Source organism: Streptomyces sp. NPDC048436, assembly GCF_043200355.1.
GTDB lineage: Bacteria > Actinomycetota > Actinomycetes > Streptomycetales > Streptomycetaceae > Streptomyces.
In genome coordinates this window covers 211,543-234,735 of the sequence record NZ_JBICXP010000011.1, presented here as the reverse complement: position 1 = coordinate 234,735, position 23,193 = coordinate 211,543, and the positions used below count along the sequence as shown (strand labels likewise).

Genomic DNA, 23,193 nt, shown 5'->3' with positions numbered 1-23,193 from the left:
CAGACCTCAGACTTCAGTCCTCAGGCCCTCTCGGGAACTGCGCTTTCGGTCACCTGGTCCTCGGGGGCGGCAGCGTCCGGCGCGAGACTGTCCATGAAGGACGAGACGGAGAACACCGCACGCCCCGGCCCGGCGGGGCCGTAACCGGGCGGCGAGGAAAGCCCGTTGGCCTCCATCGTGGCGCGGTACGCCTCAAGCAGCCGCACGTGGTACTCCAGCGGGGCGCCCAGCGGGTTCGCCTTGCCCAGCGGGGTCGTCGGCTCCGGGCACCACGTGGTGAAGCGGGGGGTGATGCCGCGTGACATGAAGTACTGCAGGCCCTCGACGGTGGAGTCGATGGCCTCGCCGACCGTCTTGAACCCGAAGGGCTCCGCCATCTCGACGCCCGCCACGAAGTTCGGGATGACGTTGCGCGGCCCGAAGACCTCGGCGGAGTCCAGGATGCGGCGGTGCCACTCGTCGCGGCCGACGTAGCGCTCCTTGCCGGGGCAGTACCGCTCGAAGAGGTACGGGTCCCACACCTCGTAGTTGGGGTGGTAGATCCGTACGCCGTAGTCATGGAAGCGCTGCACGTCCGCCTTCGGCAGCGCCTGGGCGACGACCTTGCCGATCCAGCGGCCGGGGAAGCGCTCCTCGATGGCCTTCGCGTACTGGCCGTAGAAGTCGGCCTCGTCCTTGCCCTGGAGCCGCGTGGTGATGGCGCCACCGGTGAGCGTGTACGCGGTGGAGGACTTCGCGGTGTCGTACTTGTCGATGATGGCGAGGGCTTCGAGGACCTCGTCCATCGGCTTCACGCCCGTGTAGGGGCGGCCCGCCGCCTTCTGCTGGCGCCAGTTGTGGTTGATGTCGCAGTACCCGCACTCTTCCTTGGCGCCGAAGTACTGGCAGACGCGGAAGACCGTCAGATAGATGAGGTAGCCCCACTGGATGGTGGGCGCCACCTCCATCACGGACTTGCCGTTCTCAAGCGTGTGCCGGTAGTAGTCCGGCATCGGCGGCAGGCCCACGTCGGAGATGCGTACGCCGTCGAGGTAGAGGCCGAGTACTCCGTGGTCGTCGGCGGCCACGCGGTAGGGCGACGAGGGGTTCACGCGGACGGAGACGACTGTGCGGCGCAGGTCGTAGGGGCCGCCGGTGAGGACGATCTCCTCGGGCGGGCGGCGCAGGGCGGCGGCGCCGAGCTCGGGCAGGGTGCTGTGGTCGAAGGAGAAGATGAAGTACGACTTCGGCTTGACCTCGCCCCCCTCGTTGTCGCTGAGCGCGGACTCGTCGAAGGCCATGCCTCCCCTGAGCAGGTCCTCCTTGATCACCGCCTCCCGCGGCACCTGCGGGAACCGCTCCATGAGTCCTTCGACGAGCTGGGTACGGCTCTCGCTGCGGCTTGCCATCTGCCGGGCACCTCGGATCCTGTCGGTGAATTGTGCTTTCCCGTGCCCCCCACGCTAATACGTGCCTTTTCCGGCGCGGATCCGCCTCCGGTCTCGGTCGCCCTCCGCCCTGAGGCGGTACCTGCCCGGGGGGGGCCGGGAACCTGGCGGTGGCTGCCTCGCGTTGTCCTGGCATGAACGAGCTGGTCGCCGGGGGGAATGTGCCGCTGCCGGACGGTGCCGTCACCTTCCGGGTGCCCGGCCCCTTCGACCTGTCCGTGATCGTCACCGGCGACAGCGGGAAGGTCGCGGGCGACGGCGACTTCGTGTTCTACAACCAGCCGGCAGCCCCCGGCGCCCGGCTCCAGGGCGACACGGTGACGGTCGACGCGGGGCGCCTGCGCGCGGGGGCCAGCCGCGTCACCGTGGCCGTCAGCCCCGCCGAGCCGGGCACTCCCCTGGGCCGGCTGCCCGCCATCGCGCTCCAGGTGCGGGGGCCCGACGGCCGGCCCGTGGCCCGTTTCACACCGCAGCGCCCCGACCGCGAGACGGTGCTGCTGCTCGCCGAGATCTACCGCCGCGGCCGGGGATGGAAACTGCGGGCCATCGGCCAGGGGTACGCGGACGGGCTCGCGGGGGTGGCACGCGACTTCGGGGTGGATGTGGCGGAGGAGGGGGGCGGGGGGCCGGGGGCGGCTGGCGGGGGGCCGGGGATGGCTGGCGTCGCTGCCGGGCGGCCGGGGGGTGCTGCTGGATCGCCGGGGGTCGCTGGCGGGCAACCGGGGCCCGCTACCGGAGCACCAGGGAACGCTGGCGGGCGGCCGGGGTCCATTGCCGGAGCACCGGGGAGCGCTGCCCGGCAACCGGGGTCCGCTACCGGAGCACCAGGGAACGCTGCCGGGCGGCCAAGGGCGGCGCCGACCAGTGCGGCCCCTGATGGTTTCCTCCCGCTGGTCAACGCCGCGCGGGCGTCGGCAGGCGCGCCTCCCGTCGTCCTCGACGCTCGCCTCACCGCCGCCGCGGGCGCGCACGCCGCGGCCATGGCGGCGCGAGGCCGGCTCAGTTCGGAGAGCGCGGACGGTACGTCGCTCTACCAGCGCGTCATCGCCGGCGGGTACGCCTACCTGGCCATCGGCGAGCATCTGGTCTCCGGCCCGCGCACGCCCGCCGATTTCGTGGAGTACTGCCTCTCGGGCGAGCAGACGCGCCGTACGGTGCAGGACCGCGCGTACACGCAGGTCGGCGTGGCCCACACCGTCGGCCCGGGCTCCGCGGACGTCTACTGGACGGCGCTGTGGGCCACCCCGTTGACGCCGCAGGGGCTCGGCGACTGGGCCTCCGCCGTGCTGCGGCTCACCAACTCCGAGCGGACGGCGGCCGGGCTGCGCCCCCTCTCCCCCGACCCGCTCCTGACCGTGGCAGCGCAGGGCCACAGCGCGGACATGGTCGCCCGCGCCTTCTACTCCCACACCTCGCCCGAGGGCGGTGAACCCTGGCACCGCGCGTCCGCCGCGGGCAGCACGCACCGCGCGATCGGCGAGAACATCGCCTGCGGGCAGCGCTCGCCGGCCGAGGTGGTGGACGGCTGGATGAACAGCCCCGGCCACCGGGCCAACATCCTCAAGCCCTCCTTCACCCACCTCGGCGTCGGCTTCGCGGGCGGCGGCTCGGCGGGGACGTACTGGACCCAGCTCTTCGGCGGCTGAGAAGCGGAGAGCGGCTCGTCAGCCGACAGAGGAGCCGACAGAGGAGCTGGCAGAGGCTCTCCGCCGAGCAGCCCGGCCACGTTGGACGGCGATCACCCCACCGCCACCGGAACCCCGCTCCGGGCCGACGCGTAACCCGCCGCCACGATCTTCAGCGTCCGCAGCCCGCCCTCGCCATCGGCCACTTCCATGCCACCCTCGCCCGGCCCGTACAGGAACGCCCGCAGCATCCGCTCGTCCAGGTCGGCCCCGAAGGGCAGTTCGAGCCCCCGGCGGTGGCGCTCGCTGTAGCCGTGGACCGACTGGTCGAAGGCGTCCATCTCCAGGGTCGCCCGCTCACCGACGACGGTGAGTTCGAGGCCGCCCCAGGAGTGGTGGGAACGCGGGTGGGACCAGCTGCAGTCGATCGTGGCCACGGCGCCGTTGTCGTACGTCACCGTGACCAGGCCGCTGGTCTCGGCGTCGACCTCACCCTCGTACATGAGGTTGTTCGTCTGCGCGTATACGTCGACGGGGCGGGCCTCGCCGAAGAGGTCGTCCAGGAGGTCGGCTATATGGACCGTGTGGTCCATCAGGGCGCCGCCGCCCGCCAGTTCGGGATCGGCGAACCAGCGCCGCGTCCGGGTCGGCATGGCACCGTTGTTCGCGCCGGACACCGTCAGGACCCGGCCCGCATCGCCCGACGCCACGGCCGCCTTGACGGCCGCGTACGCGGGGCTGAAGCGGACCGGGAAGGCGACCGCGAGCCGGACACCGGCGGCGCGGCACGCGGCGAGCATCGCCTCGCCGTCCGCCACCGTCGTCGCGAGCGGCTTCTCGCACAGGACGTCCACGCTGTGGGAGGCCGCAAGCTCCACCAGCGGGCGGTGCCGCGCGTTCTCGGAGCAGACGATCACCGCGTCAGGGCCCCAGGCGAAGGCCTCCTCGTACGTCTGCGCGTACGCGACCCCCAGTTCATCGGCGAACGCGCGCCCCCGCACCTCGCCGGGCGCGGCCGACGCGGTGTCCGGGTCGCTGCCGATGACGTCGATGCCCGGCATCCGGGCAAGGAGCCGCAGATATCCGGCCGCGTGGACATGGGCGAACGACAGCACGGCGACCTTCATCGCGTGACCTCCTCAGTACTCGTCCGGAGCTCTACCGCCCGGCCCGTACGACTCGACTCGACCGCCGCCTCGGCGATCCGCACCGCCTCGATACCGTCCCGCGCGCTCACCCGCGGCGCGCCGCCGCCCTCCTCCCACGAAGCCGCGAACTCGCGCAGCTCGGCCAGGTAGGGGCTCTCCGTCATCGGGCTCGCCGGGATGCCCTCGTTGGCGGCGCGTATCCCTTGCGCGGTGACTCGGTAGCCGGGCACGGCCGTGGAGTCGTGCCGCAGCAGCCCGTCGCCTCCCGCGATCCGGAACGTCGTACGGAACTGCTGGTCCGGGAGGCCCCACAGGCCGGTGATGTGGCTGACCGTGCCGGAGGCGTGGGTGAGGACGGCCGTGGCGGAGAGGACGTCGGGTTCCGCGCCGCCCGTGGCGTGCTCGACGCCACGGGTCTGTGCGTGCACGCGGACGACCTCACCGGCGGTCCAGCGGGCGATGTCGATGTCGTGCACCATCAGGTCCATGATCACGCCGCCGGACTTGGCGGGGTCACCGAACCAGGGCGCCCACTTCGGGCGGGCACCGCCCCGGGTGAACCGCAGGACCGCGAGGTCACCCAACTCGCCCCGCGCCACGGCCTGTTGCATCGCCGCGTATGCGGGGAAGTAGCGCACGACATGGGCGGGGTGCAGCTGGACGCCCGCCGCTTCGGCCGCTGCCGCGACCTCCTCGGCGTCGCGCGTGTTCAGCGCGAGGGGCTTCTCGCAGACGACGTGCCGCCCGGCGGCGACGGCCGCGAGGGCGAGTTCCTTGTGGGTGGGGGTGGGGGTGCAGATGTCGACGGCCGTGCAGTCGGCGAGCAGTCCTTCGAGGCCGGGCACGGCGGTGACGTCGTGGCCCGCATACTCGGCGGCGAGCTTCTGAGCCGAGCCGTCGACGGTGTACACACTGACGCGCGCACCCAGTTCCAGCCAGCCGGGCAGATGGGCGCGAGCGATGCCGCCCGCGCCGAGCAGGCCGATATGAAGCGGTCGCATGGAGGGAGTCACCTTTCCTGGGTTTTGCGGAAGCGGCGGGTCAGCTCTTGGAGCCGGAGAGCGCGACGCTCTGCACGAAGTGCCGCTGCAGGAAGACGTAGACGAGCAGCATGGGCAGGCTCGCGATGAGCGAACCGGCCATCATCACGGGGAAGTTGGTCTCGAACTGCCCCTCAAGCGAGGTCAGTCCCGCGCTGATCGGCATCTTCTCCGGGTCGGTGTTGACGATCAGCGGCCACAGGAGATCGTTCCAGGACCACATCGCGGTGATGACGGCGAGCGCGGCGAGCGCGGGCCGCACCAGCGGCAGCATGATCGACCAGAAGATCCGGAACGGTCCCGCGCCGTCGATACGCGCCGCCTCCTCCAGCTCCCTGGGCAGCGTGAGGAAGAACTGCCGCAGCATGAAGGTCCCGAACGCGCTGAACATGCCCGGCAGGAACAGCGCGGGCGCCGAGTTGAGCAGGCCGAGCCGCTGGATGATGTCGTACTGGGGAAGGACGAGCAGCGAGCTCGGCACCATCAGTACGGAGAGGAAGAGCACGAACAGGACGTTGCGGCCCCGGAATTGCATGCGCGCGAAGGCGTAGGCCGCGAGCGAACAGAACACCAGCTGGCCGACCGTGCGCCCCACGGTGTTGATGACGCTGTTGAACAGCATGTCCCGGAACGGCAGCGCGGTGAAGACCTCTTCGAAGCTCGACCAGTTCCAGGCGTCGGGCAGGAAGGTCGGCGGCACCTTCGCCGTCTCCGCCAAGGACTTGGCCGAGGTGAGCAGCTGCCACAGGAAGGGGAAGACCATCACCAGGGCGCCGAGCGAGAGCGCGGCGTGGGTGGCGACCGAACCAGCGTTGAAGCGCCGGGAACGTGCGGGCGAGGCCGAGGCCTCACGTGTCCGAATGGAGGACTCACGCATCCGGGCCAAGGACTCACGCATAGTGCACCCACCTCTTCTGCAGCCTGAACTGCACCAGCGTCAGCGCCGCGATGATCAGCATGAGCAGGAAGGCGAGCGCGGCTGCGGCGCCTTGGGCGTTCTCGATGAAGGCCCACTTATAGAAGAGGCTCACCACGGACTGGGTGTCGCCGATCGCCGGATTCTTCTCGGCCATCATGATGTAGATGAGGTCGAAGGTCTGCAGTGAGTTGATCATGCAGATGATGGACGCAAAGAAGATCGTCGGGCTGAGCAGCGGCAGCGTGATCGTGAAGAAGCGCCGCAGCGGCCCGGCACCGTCCAGTTCGGCGGCTTCGTAGTAGTCCTGCGGGATTCCCTTGATGCCCGCCATGAAGATGATCAAGTAGTAGCCGGTGGTCGACCAGACCATCACCGTGCCGATCGCGTACACGGCGGTCGAGGGGTCGGAGACCCAGTAGCGGCGGTCCGCGCCGAACCATTCGAAGACTTCGTTGATCAGGCCGTAGTCGCCGTTGTAGAGCCAGTTCCATACGAGCCCGACGGCGACGGGCAGTGTCACGAACGGGATGAAGTACAGGGCCCGGTAGACCGCGACGCCGCGCAGGCCACGCCGGTTGAGTAGCGCCGCGACGCCGATGGCGAGCGGCAGGGCTAGCAGCCCGATGAGGCAGTAGATCAGCGTGTTGCCGAGCGCCTGCCAGACGGTGACGTCCTTCAGGACGCGTACGTAATTGTCGGTGCCGGTCCAGGTGTTGCCGCCGAACGCGCCGAACTCGGTGAAGCTGTAGTAGAAGGTCTGGAGCAGCGGCCAGAAGTAGAAGACGGCGAAGCCGATGCCGAGTGGCGCAACGAAGAGGTAAGCGGCGCGCTGGCTACGGGACTTGGGTGCGGAACCGGCCGCCCGTTTGCTGCGTCCTGCCGCCTTCGCCGCCGCCGTGGAGGGAAAGACACTCATCATGCGCGCTCCTCCTTCAGGGCCCTGCCCATCTGTTCGCCCAGCGTGCGGGCGGCGCTCTCGATGCCGCCCTTTCCGCTGAACGCGGCGCCCAGGAGCGGGTATTGGAGGTTCTCCCAGACCGCGGTGTTCTTCGAGCTCGGGTACGGCACGGCGTACTCCTGCATCTCGATGAAGTGCTTGAGGTCGAACTCGGGCATGGACTTGAGCCAGGCATCCTGCGTGCCTTCGTACGAGGAGATGGTGATGCCCGCGGATGCCTGGATCTCGGCGGCCTCGCGGCCCGCCATGTAGTGGACGAACCTCCAGGCGGCCTCCTTCTTGCGGCTCTTGGCGGAAATCACGTTCGCCAGGCCGTGGATGATGGTGGCGCGCTCGCGGCCCTTGGGCAGGACCGCGACACCGCCGTGGTCCTTGAGCGCGGGCACGGCGTACATCTGCCCGGCCATCGCGGAGAGGTCGTAGACCATGGCGGCCTTCTCCGACCAGTAGCGGTTGCGGCCCTTGGACTCGACCATCGCGCTCTGCGGCGGTGACCAGCCGCGGTCGATCATGTCGGTCCAGTAGCGCAGGCCCTCGATGGAGCGCTCGTCGCCGAAGCCGGACTTCCCGTCCTTGAGGACGTAACCGCCCGCTCCATGGATGGCCGGGTAGAGCTGACCCTGGCGGTCCATCTCGGCAGCTATGCCGTGCACGCGCTCGCGCGGGTCGGTGAGTTCGGCCGCCGCGTCGCGGACGTCGTCCCAAGTCCACGTCGCATCCGGGTACTTGATACCCGCCTTGTCGAAGAGCGCCTTATTGTACCAGAGGCCGATCGTGTCGAAGTCCTTGGGAATGCCGTACTGCTCGCCCTGATAGGCGTAGATCTTCACGAGCGACGCGGGGTGCCGGTCCACGGGCGTCGCGTCGCTCTTGATGTGTCCGCTCAGGGGCTCAAGGACGCCGCTGGACGCGTACAGCTGGAGGTTGACCGCGTTCATCCAGAACACGTCGGGGGCCGTGCCGCCGCGCATCGCGGTCTTCAGGGTGGTCCAGTAGCTCGACCAGGGTGTGAGCTCCATGCGCACGGATATGCCGGGGTTCTTCTTCTCGAAGGCGTCGATCACCTTCTGCAGCCCCGGCACTTGGGCCACGTCCCACACTCCGTACGAGAGGGTGGTCCGGCCACCGCTTTCCCCGCCGTCGTCGCTCTGGCCGGAGCAGGCGGCGAGCAGGGGCGCCACCATCGCTCCGTACAGCAGAGTTCTCCTACGCATGAGCGCCTCCGCTTCGGTCTTCCGCTTCGGTCTTCCGCTACGGGTCTCTCAGGGCGCCGAATCCGTCAGGAGGTCGGATTCGACCTGGTCAAGTGCCTTGCGTACGGCGCCGATCGCGACGCCCTGTTCGCCGAGCGTGCTCAGCGCGATGCGCGGGACGTGCAGGGTCAGCGGGCGGAGCCGTTCCTCGATCAGCGGCACAAGATGGCCGCCCAGCGGGGTCGCGCCGCCGGTCAGCACCACCAGCTCGGGGTCGACGGCGAGGGCGAGGGCGGCGATGCCCGGCGCGATGCGGTCGGCGAAATCCGCGACGGCGGCGAGGGCGCGCGCGTCCCCGGTGTCCGCGGCGCGGGCGAGGGCTGCCACCTCGGATTCGCCGGGGCGCCGGTCATCCCAACTGAGCGCGTCCTGAGCGGTGTTCATGCCGAGCAGCGGAAGCAGACCGAGCTCGCCCGCGCCGCCGCGGCGCCCCCGGTGCAGCCGCCCTCCGATGGTGAGGCTGCACGCCACGCGGTGGCCGGTCAGGACGCAGACGACGTCACCGGCGAGGGTGGCCGCGCCCTGCCAGCGCTCGGCGAGGACCGCGAGGTTCACGTCGTTCTCGACGAGGGTGTGGCCGGGCTCCCCGTCGGAGAGGAGCCGACCGAGGTCGACGCCGGACCATTCGGGGATGACGTGGGAGGTGATGCTGCCACCCGCGTCGACGACGCCGGGTACGCCCACGCAGCGGGCGAGGATGTCGTCGCGCCGCACGGAGTGGGTCTCCAGGAAGGCGTCGAGGCCCTCGCGGAGAAGGCCGAGCCGCTCGGCTCCGCCAAGTCCTGGGTCGATGTCCTCGCGGTGCACGGCGAGGACCGTCCCGCCGAGGTCGGCGATGAGCAGCACCATCTTGTGCAGGCCGATGTCGGCGCCGACGACGCGGCCCGCCTCCACGCGGAACCGGAACCGCCGGGCGGGGCGGCCCGGCGTGCGCTCACCGTCCTCGCGTTCGGCCTCCCCCGCCCAGCCGTGCGCGGCCAACTCCTCGACGGCGGACTCCACGGTGGGCCGGGAGAGCCCGGTGCCGGCGGCGAGCTCCGCGAGAGTCTGGGGGCTGCGGCGGTGCAGGGCGCGCAGCACGACGGTGGTGTTCAGTCGGCGCAGCGAGGCGAGATCGTGCCCTCGTGTCCCGTTCCGCAACACTTCTTCACCTCATGTCGGCGTCGGAGCAGCCCTGTTGACCAGCGGATCAACCGCTGCTCCCGGAGATTAAGGAGGAGACTTGCATATCCATGACCAGCGGGGAACCCCCTTCGCGGGGCCGGAATCACGCCTCAGCTCCCTGATGAGCCGTCAGGAAACGTCGACGTTAACTCCGTGCACGACCCCTTGCCAAGGCGAGATAGTACGTGTTCGGATTATCTCAGTCGGGCGGTCACCCACCGCCCCGTATCCGCAGTTCAGACCCTGTACAGCGGGCCGGTGAGGCCTGCCTGAGCGCCCCGTAGCTCCCCCACAACACCCCTCGCACGATGTGTCCGGAGTCGTGCTGCCCGCATGCCCGCATGGCCCTGCATGCCCATGGCAGCCCGAAAGAAGGGATCCCCCGTGTTCGATCTTTCGTCCGTCGATCTGCTCGACGCGTTCACCCGCGAACTGCGGCTGTGCAAGCTGCGCGAGGGCGAGCACGTCGTCGTCCTCTCCGAACCCGGCAGCCGCGGCGACTACGTGGCGGCGGCCTTCGGCGCCGCGAAGACGTGCGGCGCCCATGTCATCGCCGCGACCGTGCCCGGCGGCAGCCCCGCGCCGATGCCGAGCACCCACACCGGCGCGGGCCCCGGCCTCGTCTCCGTACTCAACGACTCCACCGCGCAGGACCTGCTGAAATCCGCCGACCTGGTCGTCGACCTGACCCGCGAGGGCTTCATCCACGCACCGGTCCAGCAGGAGATCCTGCGCGCGGGTACCCGCATCATCTTCGTCTGCGACGCACCCGACGTCCTCATCCGCAATCTGCCCAAGGAATCGGACAAGGACGAGGTGCTCGAAGGCGTCCGGCTGCTCAAGCAGGCGTCCGTCATGCGGGTCACCTCGGACGCGGGCACCGATCTGACCGTGCAACTCGCCGGATCCAAGCCCGAGTTCCAGTGCGGCTTCGCCGATGACCCGGGCCGCTGGGACCACTGGCCGAGCACGATGGTGCTGTGCTGGCCGGAGATCTCCGACGGGCAGATCGTGCTCGCCGAGGGCGACATCCTGCTGCCCTTCAAGGAATACGTCCGTCAGCCGGTGACCCTGCAGATCGCGGGCGGGCAGATCGAGAAGGTCTCCGGCGGCGCCGAGGCCGAGCTCCTTTCGACCTTCTTCGAGGACGCCGACGACCAGTGGGCGCGCAGCCTGTCCCACATGGGCTGGGGCCTGATGCGTACCGCCGACTGGTTCGCCACCGCGATGTACGGCAAGGACGACCTGATGGGCATGGACGCCCGTGCCTTCGCGGGCAACTTCCTGTGGTCCACCGGACCGCACCCCGTGCTCGGGCGTGAGTCGTACGCGCATCTCGACATCGCCATGCGCGGCTGCACCGTCTCGGTCGACGACACCGAGGTCGTGACGGGCGGCCGGCTCACCGAGCGCTGACTCGCTCACCAACTGCCCGTACGCATCAGGAAGATGGAGGAAGCGTGGCGTCCAGTCAGTCGTACGAAGTCACCGTCGTCGGAGGCGGCCTCGGTGGCCTGACCGCCGCTCTCGCGCTGCGGCACCGCGGTCTGCGGGTCACCGTCCTTGAGCAGGCGGCGCGGCTCGGCGAGGTGGGCGCGGGCATCCAGACGGCGCCGAACGCCAGCCGGATCCTGCTCGGCCTGGGGCTACGCCGCCAGCTGGAAGCCATCCACACCGAGCCGCTCGACCAGGTGCGGCGGCGCTGGAAGGACGGCAGCGTCATCGGGCTGACCTCGCTCGGCCGGCGCTGCAAGGAGCAGTTCAACGCGCCGTACTGGCACTACCACCGGGCCGATCTGCACCGCGTCCTCATGGACGCCTGCACCGACCCGGCGGGCCCGGGCCCGGTCGTCGCCCTGCACACCGCGAGCAAGGTCGTCGAACTCGACGACCGCACGGACCCGGCGCGCCCGGTGGTCATCACGGACGACGGGCGGCGGTACGCCTCCGATGTCGTCATCGGCGCCGACGGCATCCGCTCCCAGGTGCGCGACCTCATGGGCGCCCCGGACACCCTGCTGTTCTCCGGTGAGATGGCCTACCGGGCCCTCATACCGGGCGAGTTGATCGTGGCCGACCCGGCCACGCGCTGGCTGGTGGACCGCTACCAGTCCACGATCTGGTACGGGCCCGACCGGCATCTGGTGCACTACATGATCCGCGGCGGCGAGTTCCTCAACATCGTGGCCTGTGTGCCCTGCACGGACGAGGTCGCCGAGAAGTGGAGCGTCGCCGCCACCGCGCAGGACCTCGTCGACGCCTTCCCCGGCTGGGACGACCGCGTACCCGCGATGCTCTCCAAGGCGAAGGAGGACGTCTCCTGCTTCGCGCTCCACCACCGGCGCCGTGACCCGGTGTGGCAGGACGGCCGGGTCGCCCTCCTCGGCGACGCCTGCCACGCGATGCTCCCCTACCAGGCGCAGGGCGCCTCGCAGGCCATGGAGGACGCCGCCGTACTCGCCGAGGAACTGGGCGCGGTCACGACCAACGGCATCGAGGGTGCGCTGCGCCGCTATGTCGACCGGCGGGCCAAGCACGCCGGGATGGTGCAGGAGGCGTCCCTGCAGAACAAGACCTTCTACCACTTCCCCGACGGCCCCGAGCAGCAGGCCAGGGACGAGAAGCTGCGCCTCGAATTCGACGGCGAGTCGGACCTCTCGTACGACTGGCTCTGGGGCGGCAGCCCGCTCAACGACCCCGATCTCGGCGCGTTCTCGTACCAGTTCACACGCTGAGCCCATTTGGAGCGAACGTGAAAACAGGCGATCAGATCGTTCAGGACCTCCCCTGGAGATGGTCGGTCCAGGGCAAGATCTTCATCATCGGCGGCCTCGGTTACCTCTTCGACGCGTACGACATCGCGTTGAACGGCTTCCTCATGCCGCTCCTCGGCAAGCACTTCGACCTGTCGCTCAGCGGGCGCGGACTCGTCGCCACCGCGAACCTGGTGGGGATGGCCGTGGGCGCCGTCGCCTGGGGCGCGGTCGCCGACCGGATCGGCCGCAAGAAGGCGTTCAGCGTCACACTGTTGATCTTCGCCGTGTTCTCGGTGCTCGGCGCGCTCGCGCCGACGTATCCGGTCTTCCTCGCGCTGCGGTTCCTCGCGGGGGTGGGGCTCGGCGGCTGCATCCCCGTGGACTACGCGCTGGTGGGCGAGTTCTCACCGCGCAAATACCGGGGCCGGATCCTGACCGCGCTCGACGCGTGGTGGCCGGTGGGCGTGACGCTGTGCGGGCTTGTCTCCACGGCGATGCTGACCCTCGACGGCAACTGGCGGTGGATGCTGGCCACGATGGTCCTGCCCGCCCTGCTGCTCTTCTGGGCGCGGCGCGGGATCCCCGAGTCGCCGATCTATCTGACGAAGAAGGGACGCGAGGCCGAGGCACGCAAGGTCATCGACGACCTGGTCAAGCGGACCGGGGCGCCCGTGGAGCCCTACGTCATTCCCGAGCCGGTGCCGGACGACGGCCCGCGCGGAGTGGCCGCCGCGGTCGACCAGCTGCGCCGCATCTGGCGCTTCAGCCCGCGCATCACCTCGGCGGCCTGGCTGCTCTTCGCCACGATCATGCTCGTCTACTACGCGGCGCTGAGCTGGATGCCCTCGATCCTCAAGGAGGAGGGCCAGGGCGACACCGCCGCGTTCATGAGCACCACCCTGATGAGCGGCGTCGGCATCGTCGGCGTCCTGGTCTCCACGGCCCTGGTGGACCTGGTCGGCCGCAAGTGGCTGATCGGCGTCTCGGCGCCGGTCGCCTCGCTCGCCCTGGTGGTGTTCGCCCTGGTGCGGGACATGCCGACCGGCTCGGTCGTGGCCATCGGCGTCTTCGGCTTCCTGGCCCAGCTCGCCATCCCCGCCCTGTACGCGTACGTGTCCGAGCTCTACCCCACTCCCCTGCGGGCCAGCGGCTTCGGCTGGGCGTCCTCGGTCAGCCGCGCCCTCACCGGGTTCGCGCCGCTGCTCTTCGGCTCGGTGATGTGGCCGCTGCTCGGGCTGCCGCTGACGTTCGCGGTACTCGGCGGGACCGTCCTGGTGGCCGTCGCGTGGATGGCCGTGGCGGCGCCGGAGACGAAGGGGCGGGCCCTTGACGGGGAGGACGGGGAGGGGGAACCCCCAGCAGCCGCACCACTGCCGGTGCCCGAGCAGGCGGGGCTCTGACCGGGGCCGCACGGCCATTTGGCAGGACCGCTCCACGTACGACACGACCCCTCTACGTACGACAGGAGGACCATGAAGCCCGCCCCCTTCGCCTACCACCGGGCCCGCGACCTCGACGGCGCCACGCGTCTGCTCGCCGAGCTCGGCGATGACGCCAAGGTCGTCGCCGGTGGCCAGAGCCTGGTCGCGATGATGAACTTCCGGCTCGCCCGGCCGCGGCACCTGGTCGACATAGGCGGCCTCCGGGAGCTCGACGGGCTGCGCACGGACCCTGCGGGCGGGCTGCGCATCGGCGCGCTCACCACCCACCACACGGTGGAGAGGGATACCGGGGGGCGGCTGGGGGCGGAGTTCGGTGTGCTGCGCGAGGCCATGGGGTGGATCGGGCACCTGCCGATCCGTACCCGCGGCACGGTCGGCGGCAGCATCGCGCACGCCGACGCCACCGCCGAGTGGTGCCTGCTCGCGGTGGCGCTCGACGCCGTGTTCGTGGCCCGCGGGCCACGCGGCGAGCGCGCGATCGCCGCCGGGGACTTCTTCCTCGGCTACTACACGACCGCCCTCGACTTCGACGAGATCCTCGTCGAGATCGTCTTCCCGCGTCCGGCGCCGCATGCCGCGCTCACCGAATTCGCCGAACGGCAGGGGGACTTCGCCCTTGTTTCGGCGGTAGTGGATCTCGACGTGGAGGGCGGTGCGGTATGCGGCGGGCGGGTCGCGCTCGGCGGGGTCGCCGCCGCCGTGACGCGGGTGCCGCAGGCGGAGGCCGTCCTCGCGGGCGGTGGTTCCTTCGCCGAGTGCGCGGCGGCTGCGGCCGGGGCCGTCGATCCACCGTCCGACGCGTCCGGCAGCTCGCATTACCGCAAACAGCTCGTCCGCACGCTGGTCCAGCGTGCCTGTGAGGAGGCGATGACACGATGAACGAGCCCGCTGAGAAAGGCCAGTTGGTCGGGCGGTCCGTGGCCCGGCGCGAGGACCCCCGGCTGCTCACCGGGCGCGGCAGGTTCGTCGACGACATCGCGCTGCCGGGCATGCTGCACGCCCAGTTCGTCCGCAGCACGGTCGCGCACGGCGAGATCACGTCGGTCGATTTGTCGGCGGTGCGTGACGTGCCGGGTGTCGTCGCCGCGTTCACGGCCGAAGAGCTGGAGATGGCCGACATCACCGCTCAACTCGGCCGTCCGCTCTCCGAGTTCGTGCCGACCGCGATGCCCGTCCTGGCCCGCGACCGGGTCCGCTACGTGGGCGAGCCGATCGCGATCGTCGTGGCACGGGACCCGTACGCAGTGGAGGACGGTCTGGAGGCGGCCAAGGTCGCCTACACGGTCCTGCCGCCGGTCACCTCCGAGGAACAGGCGCTTGCCCCCGGCGCTCCCCTCGTCCACGAGGAGGCCGCGCACAACACCCTGGTGGACGTGTCGCTCTTCGCCACGGACGGCATCGACGAGATCTTCGGCTCCGCGGCATGCGTCGTCCACGTCGAGTCGCGGACCGGCCGGCAGAACGCCCTGCCGCTGGAGACGCGCGGTGTCGTCGCCCACTGGGACGACCGTGATGAGCAGCTCGTCCTGCAGACCTGCACCCAAGTCCCGCACCAGGTACGGACGGTGGCGTCCCGCTGTCTGCGTCTGGACGAGCGGGCGGTGCGGGTCGTCGTGCCCGACATGGGCGGCGGCTTCGGCCAGAAGTGCGTCGTCGGCCGCGAGGAGATCGCCGCCGCTGCTGCCGCGCTGCGGCTGCGCAGGCCGGTGAAGTGGATCGAGGACCGCAAGGACGCCCTGTCCGCCTCGTTCCTCGCCCGCGAGCAGCACTACGACGTGCGCGCCGCCTTCGACGCGGAGGGCAGGATTCTCGGGCTCGACGCGGAGGTGGTGTGCGACATGGGCGCGTACTCCTGCTATCCGTTCACGGCGGGCATCGAGCCGCTGATGGCGTCGGCGGAGATGCCCGGCGTCTACAAGGTGCCCGCCTACCGGGTGCGCGGCCGGGCGGTGACCACCAACAAGGCGCCTACCGCGCCCTATCGGGGGGTCAGCCGCCCGCAGTACGTGATGGTGGTGGAGCGGCTCTTCGAACGGGCCGCCCGTGAACTGGGCCTGGCCGCGGTCGAGATCCGCCGCCGCAACGTCATCACGGAGTTCCCGTACACGGGCGTCAACGGCATCACGTACGACCCGGGTTCCTATCTGGAGTCGCTGAACCTGTGCGAGCGCCTTGTCACGGACGAGGGCTGGTACGAGATGCAGTCGGCGGCGGCAGCGGAGGGCCGGCACATCGGCATCGGCTACTCCTGCTTCAGCGAGCGCACCGGATACGGTTCGGCGGCTTTCGCCCAGCGCAAGATGCGGGTCGTCCCCGGCTTCGACATCTCCGAGGTCCGGATGGACACCAGCGGCGCGGTGACCGTCACCACCGGCACGATGAGCCACGGGCAGAGCCACGAGACGACGATGGCACAGATCGTCGCCGACGAACTCGGCCTGAGCCTTTGCAAGGTGAGGCTCCATCAGGGTGATACCGAACGCATCACCTACGGATGGGGCACCTTCGCGAGCCGCTCCATCACGGTGGGCGGCAGCGCGGTGCGGCTCGCGGCGGCGAAGCTCGGCGAGAAGCTGTGCCGGATCGCCGCGGCGCGGTGGGAGGCCATGCCTCAGGACGTGCAGCTCGCGGGCGGGGGCGCACGACACCACGACGGTCGTGTCCTGACCTACGAGGAACTGGCCGATGTCGCCTACCTCCAGGCGCACTTGCTGCCCAAGGACATCGAGCCGGGCCTCAGTGCCACCGCCACCTTCGACGTCTTCAACGACGGCACCTTCTCCAACGCGACCCACGGCGTGGTCGTCGAACTCCACGAAGGCACAGGACAGGTGGAGATCCTGCGGTACGTCTGCGTCGAGGACTGCGGTGTGGCCATCAACCCGCAGGTCGTGGAGGGCCAGTGCCGGGGAGGCATCGCGCAGGGCATCGCGGGCGCGCTCTTCGAGCAGGTGACGTACGACGCCCAGGGCGAGCCGTCGGCGACCAGCTTCATGGACTACAAGGTGCCCACGGCCCACGAGATCCCCGACGTCCTGATCCACCACCTGGAGACACCGTGCGCGTTCACCGAAACCGGCGCGAAGGGCGCGGGCGAGGGCGGCACCATCGGGGCGCCGGCCGCCGTGCTCAACGCCGTCAATGACGCGCTGCGCCCCACGGGCGTCGAACTCGACCACACCCCCATCACCCCGGAGACGGTGCACCGCGCCCTGAACCTGGAGCTGTCCTCATGACCGACACCGGCCACGCCACCGATGTGCTGCTGCTCACGCTCGACGTCAACGGCGAGCGGCACGAAGTGATCACCGAGCCCCGCCGCACCCTCGTCGACGTGCTGCGCCACGATCTGCGTCTGACCGGCACCCACGTCGGCTGCGAGCACGGCATCTGCGGCGCGTGCACGGTCCTGGTGGACGACCGGCCCGTCCGCGCGTGTCTGATGTTCGCGGCGCAGGCCGAAGGTGCCGAGATCCGTACCGTCGAATCGCTGTCGGACGGGTCCGAACTGAGCGATCTGCAACGGGCGTTCAGCGATCACCACGGGCTTCAGTGCGGCTTCTGCACCCCCGGGTTCCTGATGCTCGCCGAGGGCTTCCTCGCCGAGCGCCCCGAGGCGACCAAGGACGAGATCCGTGCGGTCGTCGCCTCCAACCTGTGCCGGTGCACCGGCTACCAGACCATCGTCGAGGCCATCGACGGCTGCGCCGTCGCCCGGCGCTGCCCCAAGGAGTCCTGATGCAGCTCACCAACTCGGTCCCGGTCAAAGCCTCGCCGGACGAGGTCTTCGCCCTGCTGAACGACGTCGAGCGGGTCGCTTCCTGCATGCCGGGTGCCGCACTCGACGGACGCGACGGGGATGCCTGGCAGGGCTCGGTGAAGGTCAAGGTCGGCCCGATCAGCGCCGCGTACGCCGGTACGGTCCGCTTCCTGGAGGTCGACCCCGAGGGGCGCAGGCTGCGGGTGCAGGCGCGCGGGGCCGACACCCACGGGAGCGGCGACGCGGAGGCCGAGGTCGCTCTCGAAGTGCTCGCGGCGGCCGAGGGTGCGCTGCTCAAGATCTCCACGGATCTGGTGATCCGGGGCAAGATCGCACAGTTCGGGAAGGGTGCCATCGCGACGGTGTCCGAACGGATACTCCAGCAGTTCGCGCGGAACCTGGGCAGCCTCCTCGACCAGGACCGCACCCCGGCCACCCCGGGCCCCGCCGCGACCGCACCTCGGGCCGCCCTTCCCGCGGCGGCCCCCACAACCGCGGACGCCGAACTCGACGGCCTCTCCATGCTCCTCGGCCCTGCTGCCACCAAGTACGGCCTGGTCGCCGGGGCCTTCGCCTTCGGCCTCTTCGAGGGCTGGCTGCTGGGCCGGATCGGCGCACAGGCGCGGGAGCTGCGGGCCCTGCGCACACCGAGGAGGACTCCGTGAACTACGGGCAGGAGACGGAACGTACCTACGAACGAGCAGGGTTCGGCGCCCCCGTACGCAGAGGCAGTCGCCCCGCGATCCTCGTCGTCGACCTCACGCGCGGTTTCACCGAGGACGGCTTCCCTTCGGGTGCGGACCTCACGGAAGTAGTGGGCGCGGTCGGTGAGTTGATCGCGAGCGGCCGACCGTCCGGTGTGCCCGTCATCTTCACGGCGATCGCCTACACGCCCGCCGAGGCCGCGGGCGACGCCGTCACGTGGCTGCACAAGGCGAAGGGCATGCGGTCGCTGGTGGAAGGCAGCGAGGAAGTCGCACTCGATCCCCGACTTCCGTACGAGGAGAGCGACTTGATGGTGGTGAAGAAGGGCGCGTCGGCGTTCTTCGGCACCTCGCTCGCCGCGCTGCTCACCGGCCTGGGCTGCGACACCGTCCTGGTGTGCGGGGCCACGACGAGCGGCTGTGTGCGGGCGACGGCGGTCGACGCCGTGCAGAGCGGGTTCTCGGTGCTCGTGCCGCGCGCCTGTGTCGGCGACCGGGCGGCGGGACCGCACGAGGCGAGCCTCTTCGACATCCAGGCCAAGTACGGGGACGTCATCGACCTCGCAGAAGCAGTCACGTACCTGGGTGCCCTCGCGCCCGCCAGGAGGAACCCATGACCCTGACCGACCGCGCCCTGCCGCAGTCAGCCCTCGCCGACCTGGCCGACATCCCCGCCACCGGCCGCTGGGTCCGCACGGGCGCCACGCGCCTGCACGTCCTCGACTACGACGGCACCGGCACCCCGGTCCTCGTCCTGCCCGGCATCACGAGCCCCGCCGTCACGATGGACTTCGTGGCCCGCGAACTGACGGACGTCGCACGCCCGTTGGTCCTCGACGTCCGTGGGCGCGGGCTCTCCGACAGTGGCAACTCTTACACCCTTGAGGAGTACGCCGAGGACGTCGAAGCCGTCGTCACGGGGCTCGGCCTGGACCGGCCGGTCCTGTTCGGGCACTCCATGGGCGCGCGGATCGCGGCGGTGACCGCCGTCCGGGGCAAGGTGGCGCTGCGCGGCACAGTCCTCGGTGACCCGCCGATGAGCGGCCCGGGCCGCGCCCCCTACCCGACACCGCTTGACGCCTTCCTCGGCCAGCTCGCGCAGGCCCGGCGCGGTACGGACGCGGACGAGGTGGCCCTGTCGTGGCCGCGCTGGCCTCGTCGGGAGCAGGAGCTGCGGGCCCGCTGGCTCGCGAGCTGCGACGAGGAGGCGATCGCGGCCACGCACCGCGGCTTCGAGTCCGAGGACTTCTTCGACTGGTGGCCCTCGGTGCCCAGGCCCACGGCGCTCCTGTACGGCGCGGACAGTCCCGTCGTCACCGCTGCGGGCGTCGCGGAGGCCGCCCGGCTGCATCCCTCGGCCGTTCTCACCGCGGTCCCCGAGGCCGGTCACATGCTGTTCTGGGACAGCACGCGCGCGGCCCTCGCCGCGCTCCGGGAGGCGCTGCGGCCGATGCTGGCCTGAGCGTCCTGACCGGTCAACCCCCGTGCTTAAGTGGGCCCCATGGCTGACGAAACCTCCACCACGACTCCCCCGCAGCCCGGGCCCCCCGCCGCCCTCACGGCCGCACCCGGCTACCAGGTCCGGCGGCTCTACCAGGCGTATCTCGCGGTCTGGATCCGCGCCGTCGACCCGACGCTGACCGGACCGCAGTTCGCCGTGCTGCAGGCCGTGGACGCCTCGCCCGGCCACGACCAGCGGTCGATGGCATCGGCGGTCGCCCTGGACACGTCGACGATGGCGGACGTGGCGCGTCGCCTGGAGAACCGGGGGCTGATCCTGCGGAAGACGGCCGCCGACGACGGTCGCCGCAAGCTCCTCTATCTGACCGAGGAGGGTGAGCGCACCCTCCGCGACTCCAACCGTCGCGCCCGTGAGCTCGACGAGCGGCTCCTTGAACCGTTCGGCGCCGAGCGGCGCGAAGAAGTCATGCATCTCCTCACGTCTCTCGCCGATCACTGGGAGGGGCTGACCGAGGACTCATAGCCGTACGAGCAGTCGTACGACAACATCCGGAGGATCCCGTGCCAGTGACCGCGACGATAGCGACCGACCACCACATCGGCATGATCGTGCCCAGCTCGAATCTGACGATGGAGACGGAGCTGCCGCGCATGCTGCGCGACCGGGAATCCGTGGCGCCGCAGGACCGGTTCGTCTTCCACAGCAGCCGGATGCGCATGAAGCATGTGACGCCCGAGCAGCTCAAGGCCATGAACGCGCAGACCGAGCGTGCCGCGCTGGAACTCGCCGACGCCAGGCCCGATGTGGTCGCCACCGCCTGCCTCGTCGCGATCATGGCGCAGGGGCCCGGCCACCACTGCGTGGCGGAGGACGAGATCACCGCCGCCCTGCGCTCCGAGGGCGCGCGGGCGCCGGTGATTTCCAGCGCGGGCGCCCTGCTCGACGGCATCAGGGCGCTCGGCGCCGCGCGGGTCGCGATCATCACCCCGTACATGAAGCCGCTCACGGGTCTTGTCGCCGACTACATCGAGGACGCCGGGATCGAGGTGGTGGACGCGCTCAGCCTTGAGGTCCCGGACAATCTGGCGGTCGCCCGGCTCGACCCTGCCGACCTGCGCGACCACTGGCGCCGCCTGGACCTGGGCCGCGCCGACGCCCTTGTCCTCTCGGCGTGCGTGCAGATGCCGTCGCTCGCGTCGGTCCAGGCGGTGGAGGACGCGGCGGGCCTGCCCGTCCTGTCGGCGGCCACCGCTACCGCGTACCGCATTCTGACGGAGCTGGGGCTGCCGCCGTGGGTGCCGGGTGCGGGCAGCCTGCTGCGGGAGCCGAGGCGTGCTTGAGCGCCGTGGGTCTACGGGGCACGATGGCCGGACGTACTCGAGGTACGCCTGAACGCCCGTCACGCCCTTGGGAGTTGACGCATGACCGCTGTGCCGCCGCCCGCCACGCACCCGATCGACACCAGCAAGCCGCACCCCGCCCGGGTCTACGACTGGTTCCTGGGCGGCAAGGACAACTACCCGGTGGACGAGGAGCTCGGGCGGCAGATCGAGAGCCTCGAACCGCGGACCAAGTACTGCGCGCAGCACAACCGCTGGTTCATGCAGCGCGCCACGCGCCGCCTCGCGGGAGAGGCCGGAATACGCCAGTTCCTGGACGTCGGTACCGGCATCCCCACCGAGCCCAACCTCCACCGCATCGCCCAGTCGGCGGCGCCCGACGCGCGCGTGGTGTACGTGGACAACGACCCGATCGTCCTCGCGCACGCGGAGGCGCTGCTGCGGGGGACGCCGGAGGGGGCGACGGAGTTCCTCCAGGTGGACGCTCGTACGCCGGACAGGATCCTCGAACAGGCGGAAGGCGTACTGGACTTCAGCCGGCCGATCGCTCTGTCACTGATCGCGCTGATGCATTTCATCTCCGACGAGGACGGTGCGTACGACGTCGTGGAGCGGCTCGTCGCGGCCCTCGCGCCCGGCAGTTACCTGGTCCTGTCCCAGATGGCCGGTGACTTCGATCCGGAGCGGACGCGGCAGGCCGTGGAGATGTACAAGGCGGGCGGCGTCACGCTCGCGCCGCGCTCGCGGGCCGAAGTGGAGCGGTTCTTCACGGGCCTTGAGCTCACCGCTCCCGGCATCGCGTGGCTGCCGGACTGGCACCCGGAGCTGGGCGTCGACGAGGTCAGGAACGGGACGCCGGTGCCGCTGTACGCGGGGGTGGCGCGCAAGGCGTAACCGGAGCGGGGGCGGGCGGTTCGGTGCGGGATGTCTGATTTTGCCTTACGGATGCCCAGTTGGCGGCAGGCTGGTGCGGGCCCCCGGCGCTCGCGCCGCATCCATGGGGCAGGATGACGCTCGCGCCGGGCCACGAACACACGTCCGGCTCGCCGCACGATCTGGAGAATGAACTGATGGAGCGAGCCCTCACATGGCACGACCTGATCGCCGCCGGCATCGCGGTGGCCGCCGGTATCGCGGCGGGTCTGCTGCTGCGGATGATCCTGCGGTGGCTGGGTGAACGGGCCAGCAGGACCCGGTGGAGTGGCGACGACGTCATCGTCGACGCCGTGCGCACCCTGGTCCCCTGCGCGGCGATCACGGCCGGTGCGGCCGTCGCCGCCGCCGCTCTGCCGCTCACCCCGAGGACCGGCCGCAACGTCTCGATGACGCTGACGGCCCTGCTCGTCCTCGCCGCGACCCTCACGGCGGCCCGGGTGGTCACCCGCCTGGTGAAGTCCGTGGCGCAGTCCCGGTCGGGCGTGGCCGGATCGGCGACGATCTTCGTCAACATCACCCGCGTCGTGGTCCTCGCCATGGGCTTCCTCGTCGTCCTGCAGACGCTCGGCGTCTCCATAGCCCCGATGCTCACGGCACTGGGCGTGGGCGGTCTCGCGGTGGCCCTTGCCTTGCAGGACACCCTGGCCAACCTCTTCGCGGGCGTCCACATCCTGGCCGCGAAGACGGTACAGCCGGGCGACTACATCCGGCTCAGCAGCGGCGAGGAGGGCTATGTCGTCGACATCAACTGGCGCAACACGGTGGTGCGTCAGCTGTCGAACAACCTCGTCATCATCCCGAACGCCCAGCTCGCCGGCACCAACATGACCAACTTCAGCCGCCCCGAGCAGGACCTGTCGATCATGGTCCAGGTCGGCGTCAGCTACGACAGCGACCTGGAGCAGGTCGAACGCGTCACGACCGAGGTCGTGGAGAGCGTCATGAAGGACGTCGACGGCGCCCTCCCCGACCACGAACCGGCCGTCCGCTTCCACACGTTCGGCGACTCGAGGATCAGCTTCACGGTGATCCTCGGCGTGGGCGAGTTCAGCGACCAGTACCGCATCAAGCACGAGTTCATCAAGCAGCTCCACCGGCGCTACCGCGCCGAGGGCATCCGGGTGCCCGCCCCCGTCAGGACGGTGAACGTGCAGCAGGGCGAGCTGCCGCCCGGCCTGATCCCGCACCAGCGCGAGGTCCCGACGCCGACGAAGTCGGTGCCGTAGCGGGCAGCGCCACGGCATCGGACGGTCCGCCGC

The 23,193-nt window shown here is 70.5% G+C and carries 21 protein-coding genes; 14 read left to right on the top strand and 7 right to left on the bottom strand.

Annotation, left to right across the window (positions count from 1 at the left end; all coding sequences use genetic code 11):
* Positions 1–20: 20 nt before the first annotated feature.
* The gene (locus ACGFX9_RS31360) at positions 21–1,388 is read right to left on the bottom strand and encodes a radical SAM protein (RefSeq protein WP_393480346.1); all 1,368 of its coding nucleotides are present in this window, start codon (positions 1,386–1,388) and stop codon (positions 21–23) included.
* A gap of 173 nt (positions 1,389–1,561) precedes the next feature.
* On the opposite strand from ACGFX9_RS31360, the gene ACGFX9_RS31355 reads away from it, so the two are divergent.
* Entirely contained in the window at positions 1,562–3,073 is a 1,512-nt protein-coding gene (locus ACGFX9_RS31355; protein WP_393480343.1) for a CAP domain-containing protein, read from the top strand.
* Positions 3,074–3,165: 92 nt separating this feature from the next.
* Here ACGFX9_RS31355 and ACGFX9_RS31350 read toward each other — a convergent pair whose 3' ends face one another.
* From ACGFX9_RS31350 to ACGFX9_RS31325, 6 genes are read right to left on the bottom strand one after another with little or no spacing between them, the layout of a single operon-like run.
* Complete coding sequence (locus tag ACGFX9_RS31350) at positions 3,166–4,179, bottom strand: Gfo/Idh/MocA family protein (RefSeq protein WP_393480338.1); 1,014 nt, start codon at positions 4,177–4,179, stop codon at positions 3,166–3,168.
* Positions 4,176–5,201 carry a Gfo/Idh/MocA family protein gene (locus ACGFX9_RS31345; protein ID WP_393480335.1) on the bottom strand — a complete coding sequence of 342 codons (1,026 nt, stop codon included), beginning with the start codon at positions 5,199–5,201 and terminating at the stop codon, positions 4,176–4,178. The genes ACGFX9_RS31350 and ACGFX9_RS31345 overlap by 4 nt, the downstream gene beginning before the upstream one ends.
* A 40-nt stretch (positions 5,202–5,241) precedes the next feature.
* The gene (locus ACGFX9_RS31340) at positions 5,242–6,138 is read right to left on the bottom strand and encodes a carbohydrate ABC transporter permease (RefSeq protein ID WP_393480331.1); all 897 of its coding nucleotides are present in this window, start codon (positions 6,136–6,138) and stop codon (positions 5,242–5,244) included.
* Positions 6,131–7,078 carry a carbohydrate ABC transporter permease gene (locus ACGFX9_RS31335; protein WP_393480328.1) on the bottom strand — a complete coding sequence of 316 codons (948 nt, stop codon included), beginning with the start codon at positions 7,076–7,078 and terminating at the stop codon, positions 6,131–6,133. The genes ACGFX9_RS31340 and ACGFX9_RS31335 overlap by 8 nt, the downstream gene beginning before the upstream one ends.
* The gene (locus tag ACGFX9_RS31330; RefSeq protein ID WP_393480324.1) at positions 7,075–8,331 is read right to left on the bottom strand and encodes an ABC transporter substrate-binding protein; all 1,257 of its coding nucleotides are present in this window, start codon (positions 8,329–8,331) and stop codon (positions 7,075–7,077) included. The genes ACGFX9_RS31335 and ACGFX9_RS31330 overlap by 4 nt, the downstream gene beginning before the upstream one ends.
* 48 nt (positions 8,332–8,379) lie before the next feature.
* Positions 8,380–9,513 carry an ROK family protein gene (locus tag ACGFX9_RS31325; RefSeq protein WP_393480321.1) on the bottom strand — a complete coding sequence of 378 codons (1,134 nt, stop codon included), beginning with the start codon at positions 9,511–9,513 and terminating at the stop codon, positions 8,380–8,382.
* Between the two features lie 405 nt (positions 9,514–9,918).
* Between ACGFX9_RS31325 and ACGFX9_RS31320 the strand changes: the two genes are divergently transcribed.
* From ACGFX9_RS31320 to ACGFX9_RS31260, 13 genes are all read left to right on the top strand, one after another.
* Positions 9,919–10,950 (top strand): hypothetical protein, encoded by a 1,032-nt coding sequence (locus ACGFX9_RS31320; RefSeq protein ID WP_393480318.1) that lies wholly within the window; start codon positions 9,919–9,921, stop codon positions 10,948–10,950.
* 44 nt (positions 10,951–10,994) lie between these two features.
* Positions 10,995–12,269, top strand: coding sequence for an FAD-dependent monooxygenase (locus ACGFX9_RS31315; RefSeq protein WP_393480314.1), 1,275 nt, complete (start codon positions 10,995–10,997; stop codon positions 12,267–12,269).
* 17 nt (positions 12,270–12,286) lie between these two features.
* Complete coding sequence (locus ACGFX9_RS31310) at positions 12,287–13,690, top strand: MFS transporter (protein WP_393480309.1); 1,404 nt, start codon at positions 12,287–12,289, stop codon at positions 13,688–13,690.
* Between the two features lie 72 nt (positions 13,691–13,762).
* Positions 13,763–14,611, top strand: a complete 849-nt coding sequence (locus ACGFX9_RS31305) for an FAD binding domain-containing protein (protein ID WP_393480305.1) — start codon at positions 13,763–13,765, stop codon at positions 14,609–14,611.
* Positions 14,608–16,968 carry a xanthine dehydrogenase family protein molybdopterin-binding subunit gene (locus tag ACGFX9_RS31300; RefSeq protein ID WP_393480300.1) on the top strand — a complete coding sequence of 787 codons (2,361 nt, stop codon included), beginning with the start codon at positions 14,608–14,610 and terminating at the stop codon, positions 16,966–16,968. Before ACGFX9_RS31305 ends, ACGFX9_RS31300 begins: the two co-directional genes overlap by 4 nt.
* A complete protein-coding gene (locus ACGFX9_RS31295; protein WP_393480295.1) occupies positions 16,965–17,471 on the top strand; it encodes a (2Fe-2S)-binding protein in 507 nt (168 codons plus the stop codon). The genes ACGFX9_RS31300 and ACGFX9_RS31295 overlap by 4 nt, the downstream gene beginning before the upstream one ends.
* Positions 17,471–18,157, top strand: a complete 687-nt coding sequence (locus ACGFX9_RS31290; protein ID WP_393480290.1) for an SRPBCC family protein — start codon at positions 17,471–17,473, stop codon at positions 18,155–18,157. The genes ACGFX9_RS31295 and ACGFX9_RS31290 overlap by 1 nt, the downstream gene beginning before the upstream one ends.
* Positions 18,154–18,813 carry an isochorismatase family protein gene (locus tag ACGFX9_RS31285; protein ID WP_393480286.1) on the top strand — a complete coding sequence of 220 codons (660 nt, stop codon included), beginning with the start codon at positions 18,154–18,156 and terminating at the stop codon, positions 18,811–18,813. The genes ACGFX9_RS31290 and ACGFX9_RS31285 overlap by 4 nt, the downstream gene beginning before the upstream one ends.
* Entirely contained in the window at positions 18,810–19,658 is an 849-nt protein-coding gene (locus tag ACGFX9_RS31280; RefSeq protein WP_393480281.1) for an alpha/beta fold hydrolase, read from the top strand. Before ACGFX9_RS31285 ends, ACGFX9_RS31280 begins: the two co-directional genes overlap by 4 nt.
* Before the next feature lie 39 nt (positions 19,659–19,697).
* Positions 19,698–20,180, top strand: coding sequence for a MarR family winged helix-turn-helix transcriptional regulator (locus ACGFX9_RS31275; protein WP_393480276.1), 483 nt, complete (start codon positions 19,698–19,700; stop codon positions 20,178–20,180).
* Positions 20,181–20,260: 80 nt separating this feature from the next.
* The gene (locus tag ACGFX9_RS31270; protein ID WP_393480482.1) at positions 20,261–20,998 is read left to right on the top strand and encodes an Asp/Glu racemase; all 738 of its coding nucleotides are present in this window, start codon (positions 20,261–20,263) and stop codon (positions 20,996–20,998) included.
* A gap of 81 nt (positions 20,999–21,079) precedes the next feature.
* The gene (locus ACGFX9_RS31265; protein ID WP_393480271.1) at positions 21,080–21,892 is read left to right on the top strand and encodes an SAM-dependent methyltransferase; all 813 of its coding nucleotides are present in this window, start codon (positions 21,080–21,082) and stop codon (positions 21,890–21,892) included.
* A gap of 176 nt (positions 21,893–22,068) precedes the next feature.
* Positions 22,069–23,160, top strand: coding sequence for a mechanosensitive ion channel family protein (locus ACGFX9_RS31260; RefSeq protein WP_393480267.1), 1,092 nt, complete (start codon positions 22,069–22,071; stop codon positions 23,158–23,160).
* Positions 23,161–23,193: the final 33 nt, after the last annotated feature.

Excerpts from the sequence above, each read along its gene's own strand:
- ACGFX9_RS31275 (WP_393480276.1), top strand. The coding sequence starts at position 19,698 with ATGGCTGACGAAACCTCCACCACGACTCCCCCGCAGCCCGGGCCCCCC.
- ACGFX9_RS31265 (WP_393480271.1), top strand. The coding sequence starts at position 21,080 with ATGACCGCTGTGCCGCCGCCCGCCACGCACCCGATCGACACCAGCAAG.
- ACGFX9_RS31260 (WP_393480267.1), top strand. The coding sequence starts at position 22,069 with ATGGAGCGAGCCCTCACATGGCACGACCTGATCGCCGCCGGCATCGCG.
- ACGFX9_RS31345 (WP_393480335.1), bottom strand. The coding sequence starts at position 5,201 with ATGCGACCGCTTCATATCGGCCTGCTCGGCGCGGGCGGCATCGCTCGC.
- ACGFX9_RS31340 (WP_393480331.1), bottom strand. The coding sequence starts at position 6,138 with ATGCGTGAGTCCTTGGCCCGGATGCGTGAGTCCTCCATTCGGACACGT.
- ACGFX9_RS31335 (WP_393480328.1), bottom strand. The coding sequence starts at position 7,078 with ATGATGAGTGTCTTTCCCTCCACGGCGGCGGCGAAGGCGGCAGGACGC.
- ACGFX9_RS31330 (WP_393480324.1), bottom strand. The coding sequence starts at position 8,331 with ATGCGTAGGAGAACTCTGCTGTACGGAGCGATGGTGGCGCCCCTGCTC.
- ACGFX9_RS31355 (WP_393480343.1), top strand. The coding sequence starts at position 1,562 with ATGAACGAGCTGGTCGCCGGGGGGAATGTGCCGCTGCCGGACGGTGCC.
- ACGFX9_RS31290 (WP_393480290.1), top strand. The coding sequence starts at position 17,471 with ATGCAGCTCACCAACTCGGTCCCGGTCAAAGCCTCGCCGGACGAGGTC.
- ACGFX9_RS31270 (WP_393480482.1), top strand. The coding sequence starts at position 20,261 with ATGATCGTGCCCAGCTCGAATCTGACGATGGAGACGGAGCTGCCGCGC.
- ACGFX9_RS31305 (WP_393480305.1), top strand. The coding sequence starts at position 13,763 with ATGAAGCCCGCCCCCTTCGCCTACCACCGGGCCCGCGACCTCGACGGC.
- ACGFX9_RS31280 (WP_393480281.1), top strand. The coding sequence starts at position 18,810 with ATGACCCTGACCGACCGCGCCCTGCCGCAGTCAGCCCTCGCCGACCTG.
- ACGFX9_RS31350 (WP_393480338.1), bottom strand. The coding sequence starts at position 4,179 with ATGAAGGTCGCCGTGCTGTCGTTCGCCCATGTCCACGCGGCCGGATAT.
- ACGFX9_RS31360 (WP_393480346.1), bottom strand. The coding sequence starts at position 1,388 with ATGGCAAGCCGCAGCGAGAGCCGTACCCAGCTCGTCGAAGGACTCATG.
- ACGFX9_RS31300 (WP_393480300.1), top strand. The coding sequence starts at position 14,608 with ATGAACGAGCCCGCTGAGAAAGGCCAGTTGGTCGGGCGGTCCGTGGCC.
- ACGFX9_RS31295 (WP_393480295.1), top strand. The coding sequence starts at position 16,965 with ATGACCGACACCGGCCACGCCACCGATGTGCTGCTGCTCACGCTCGAC.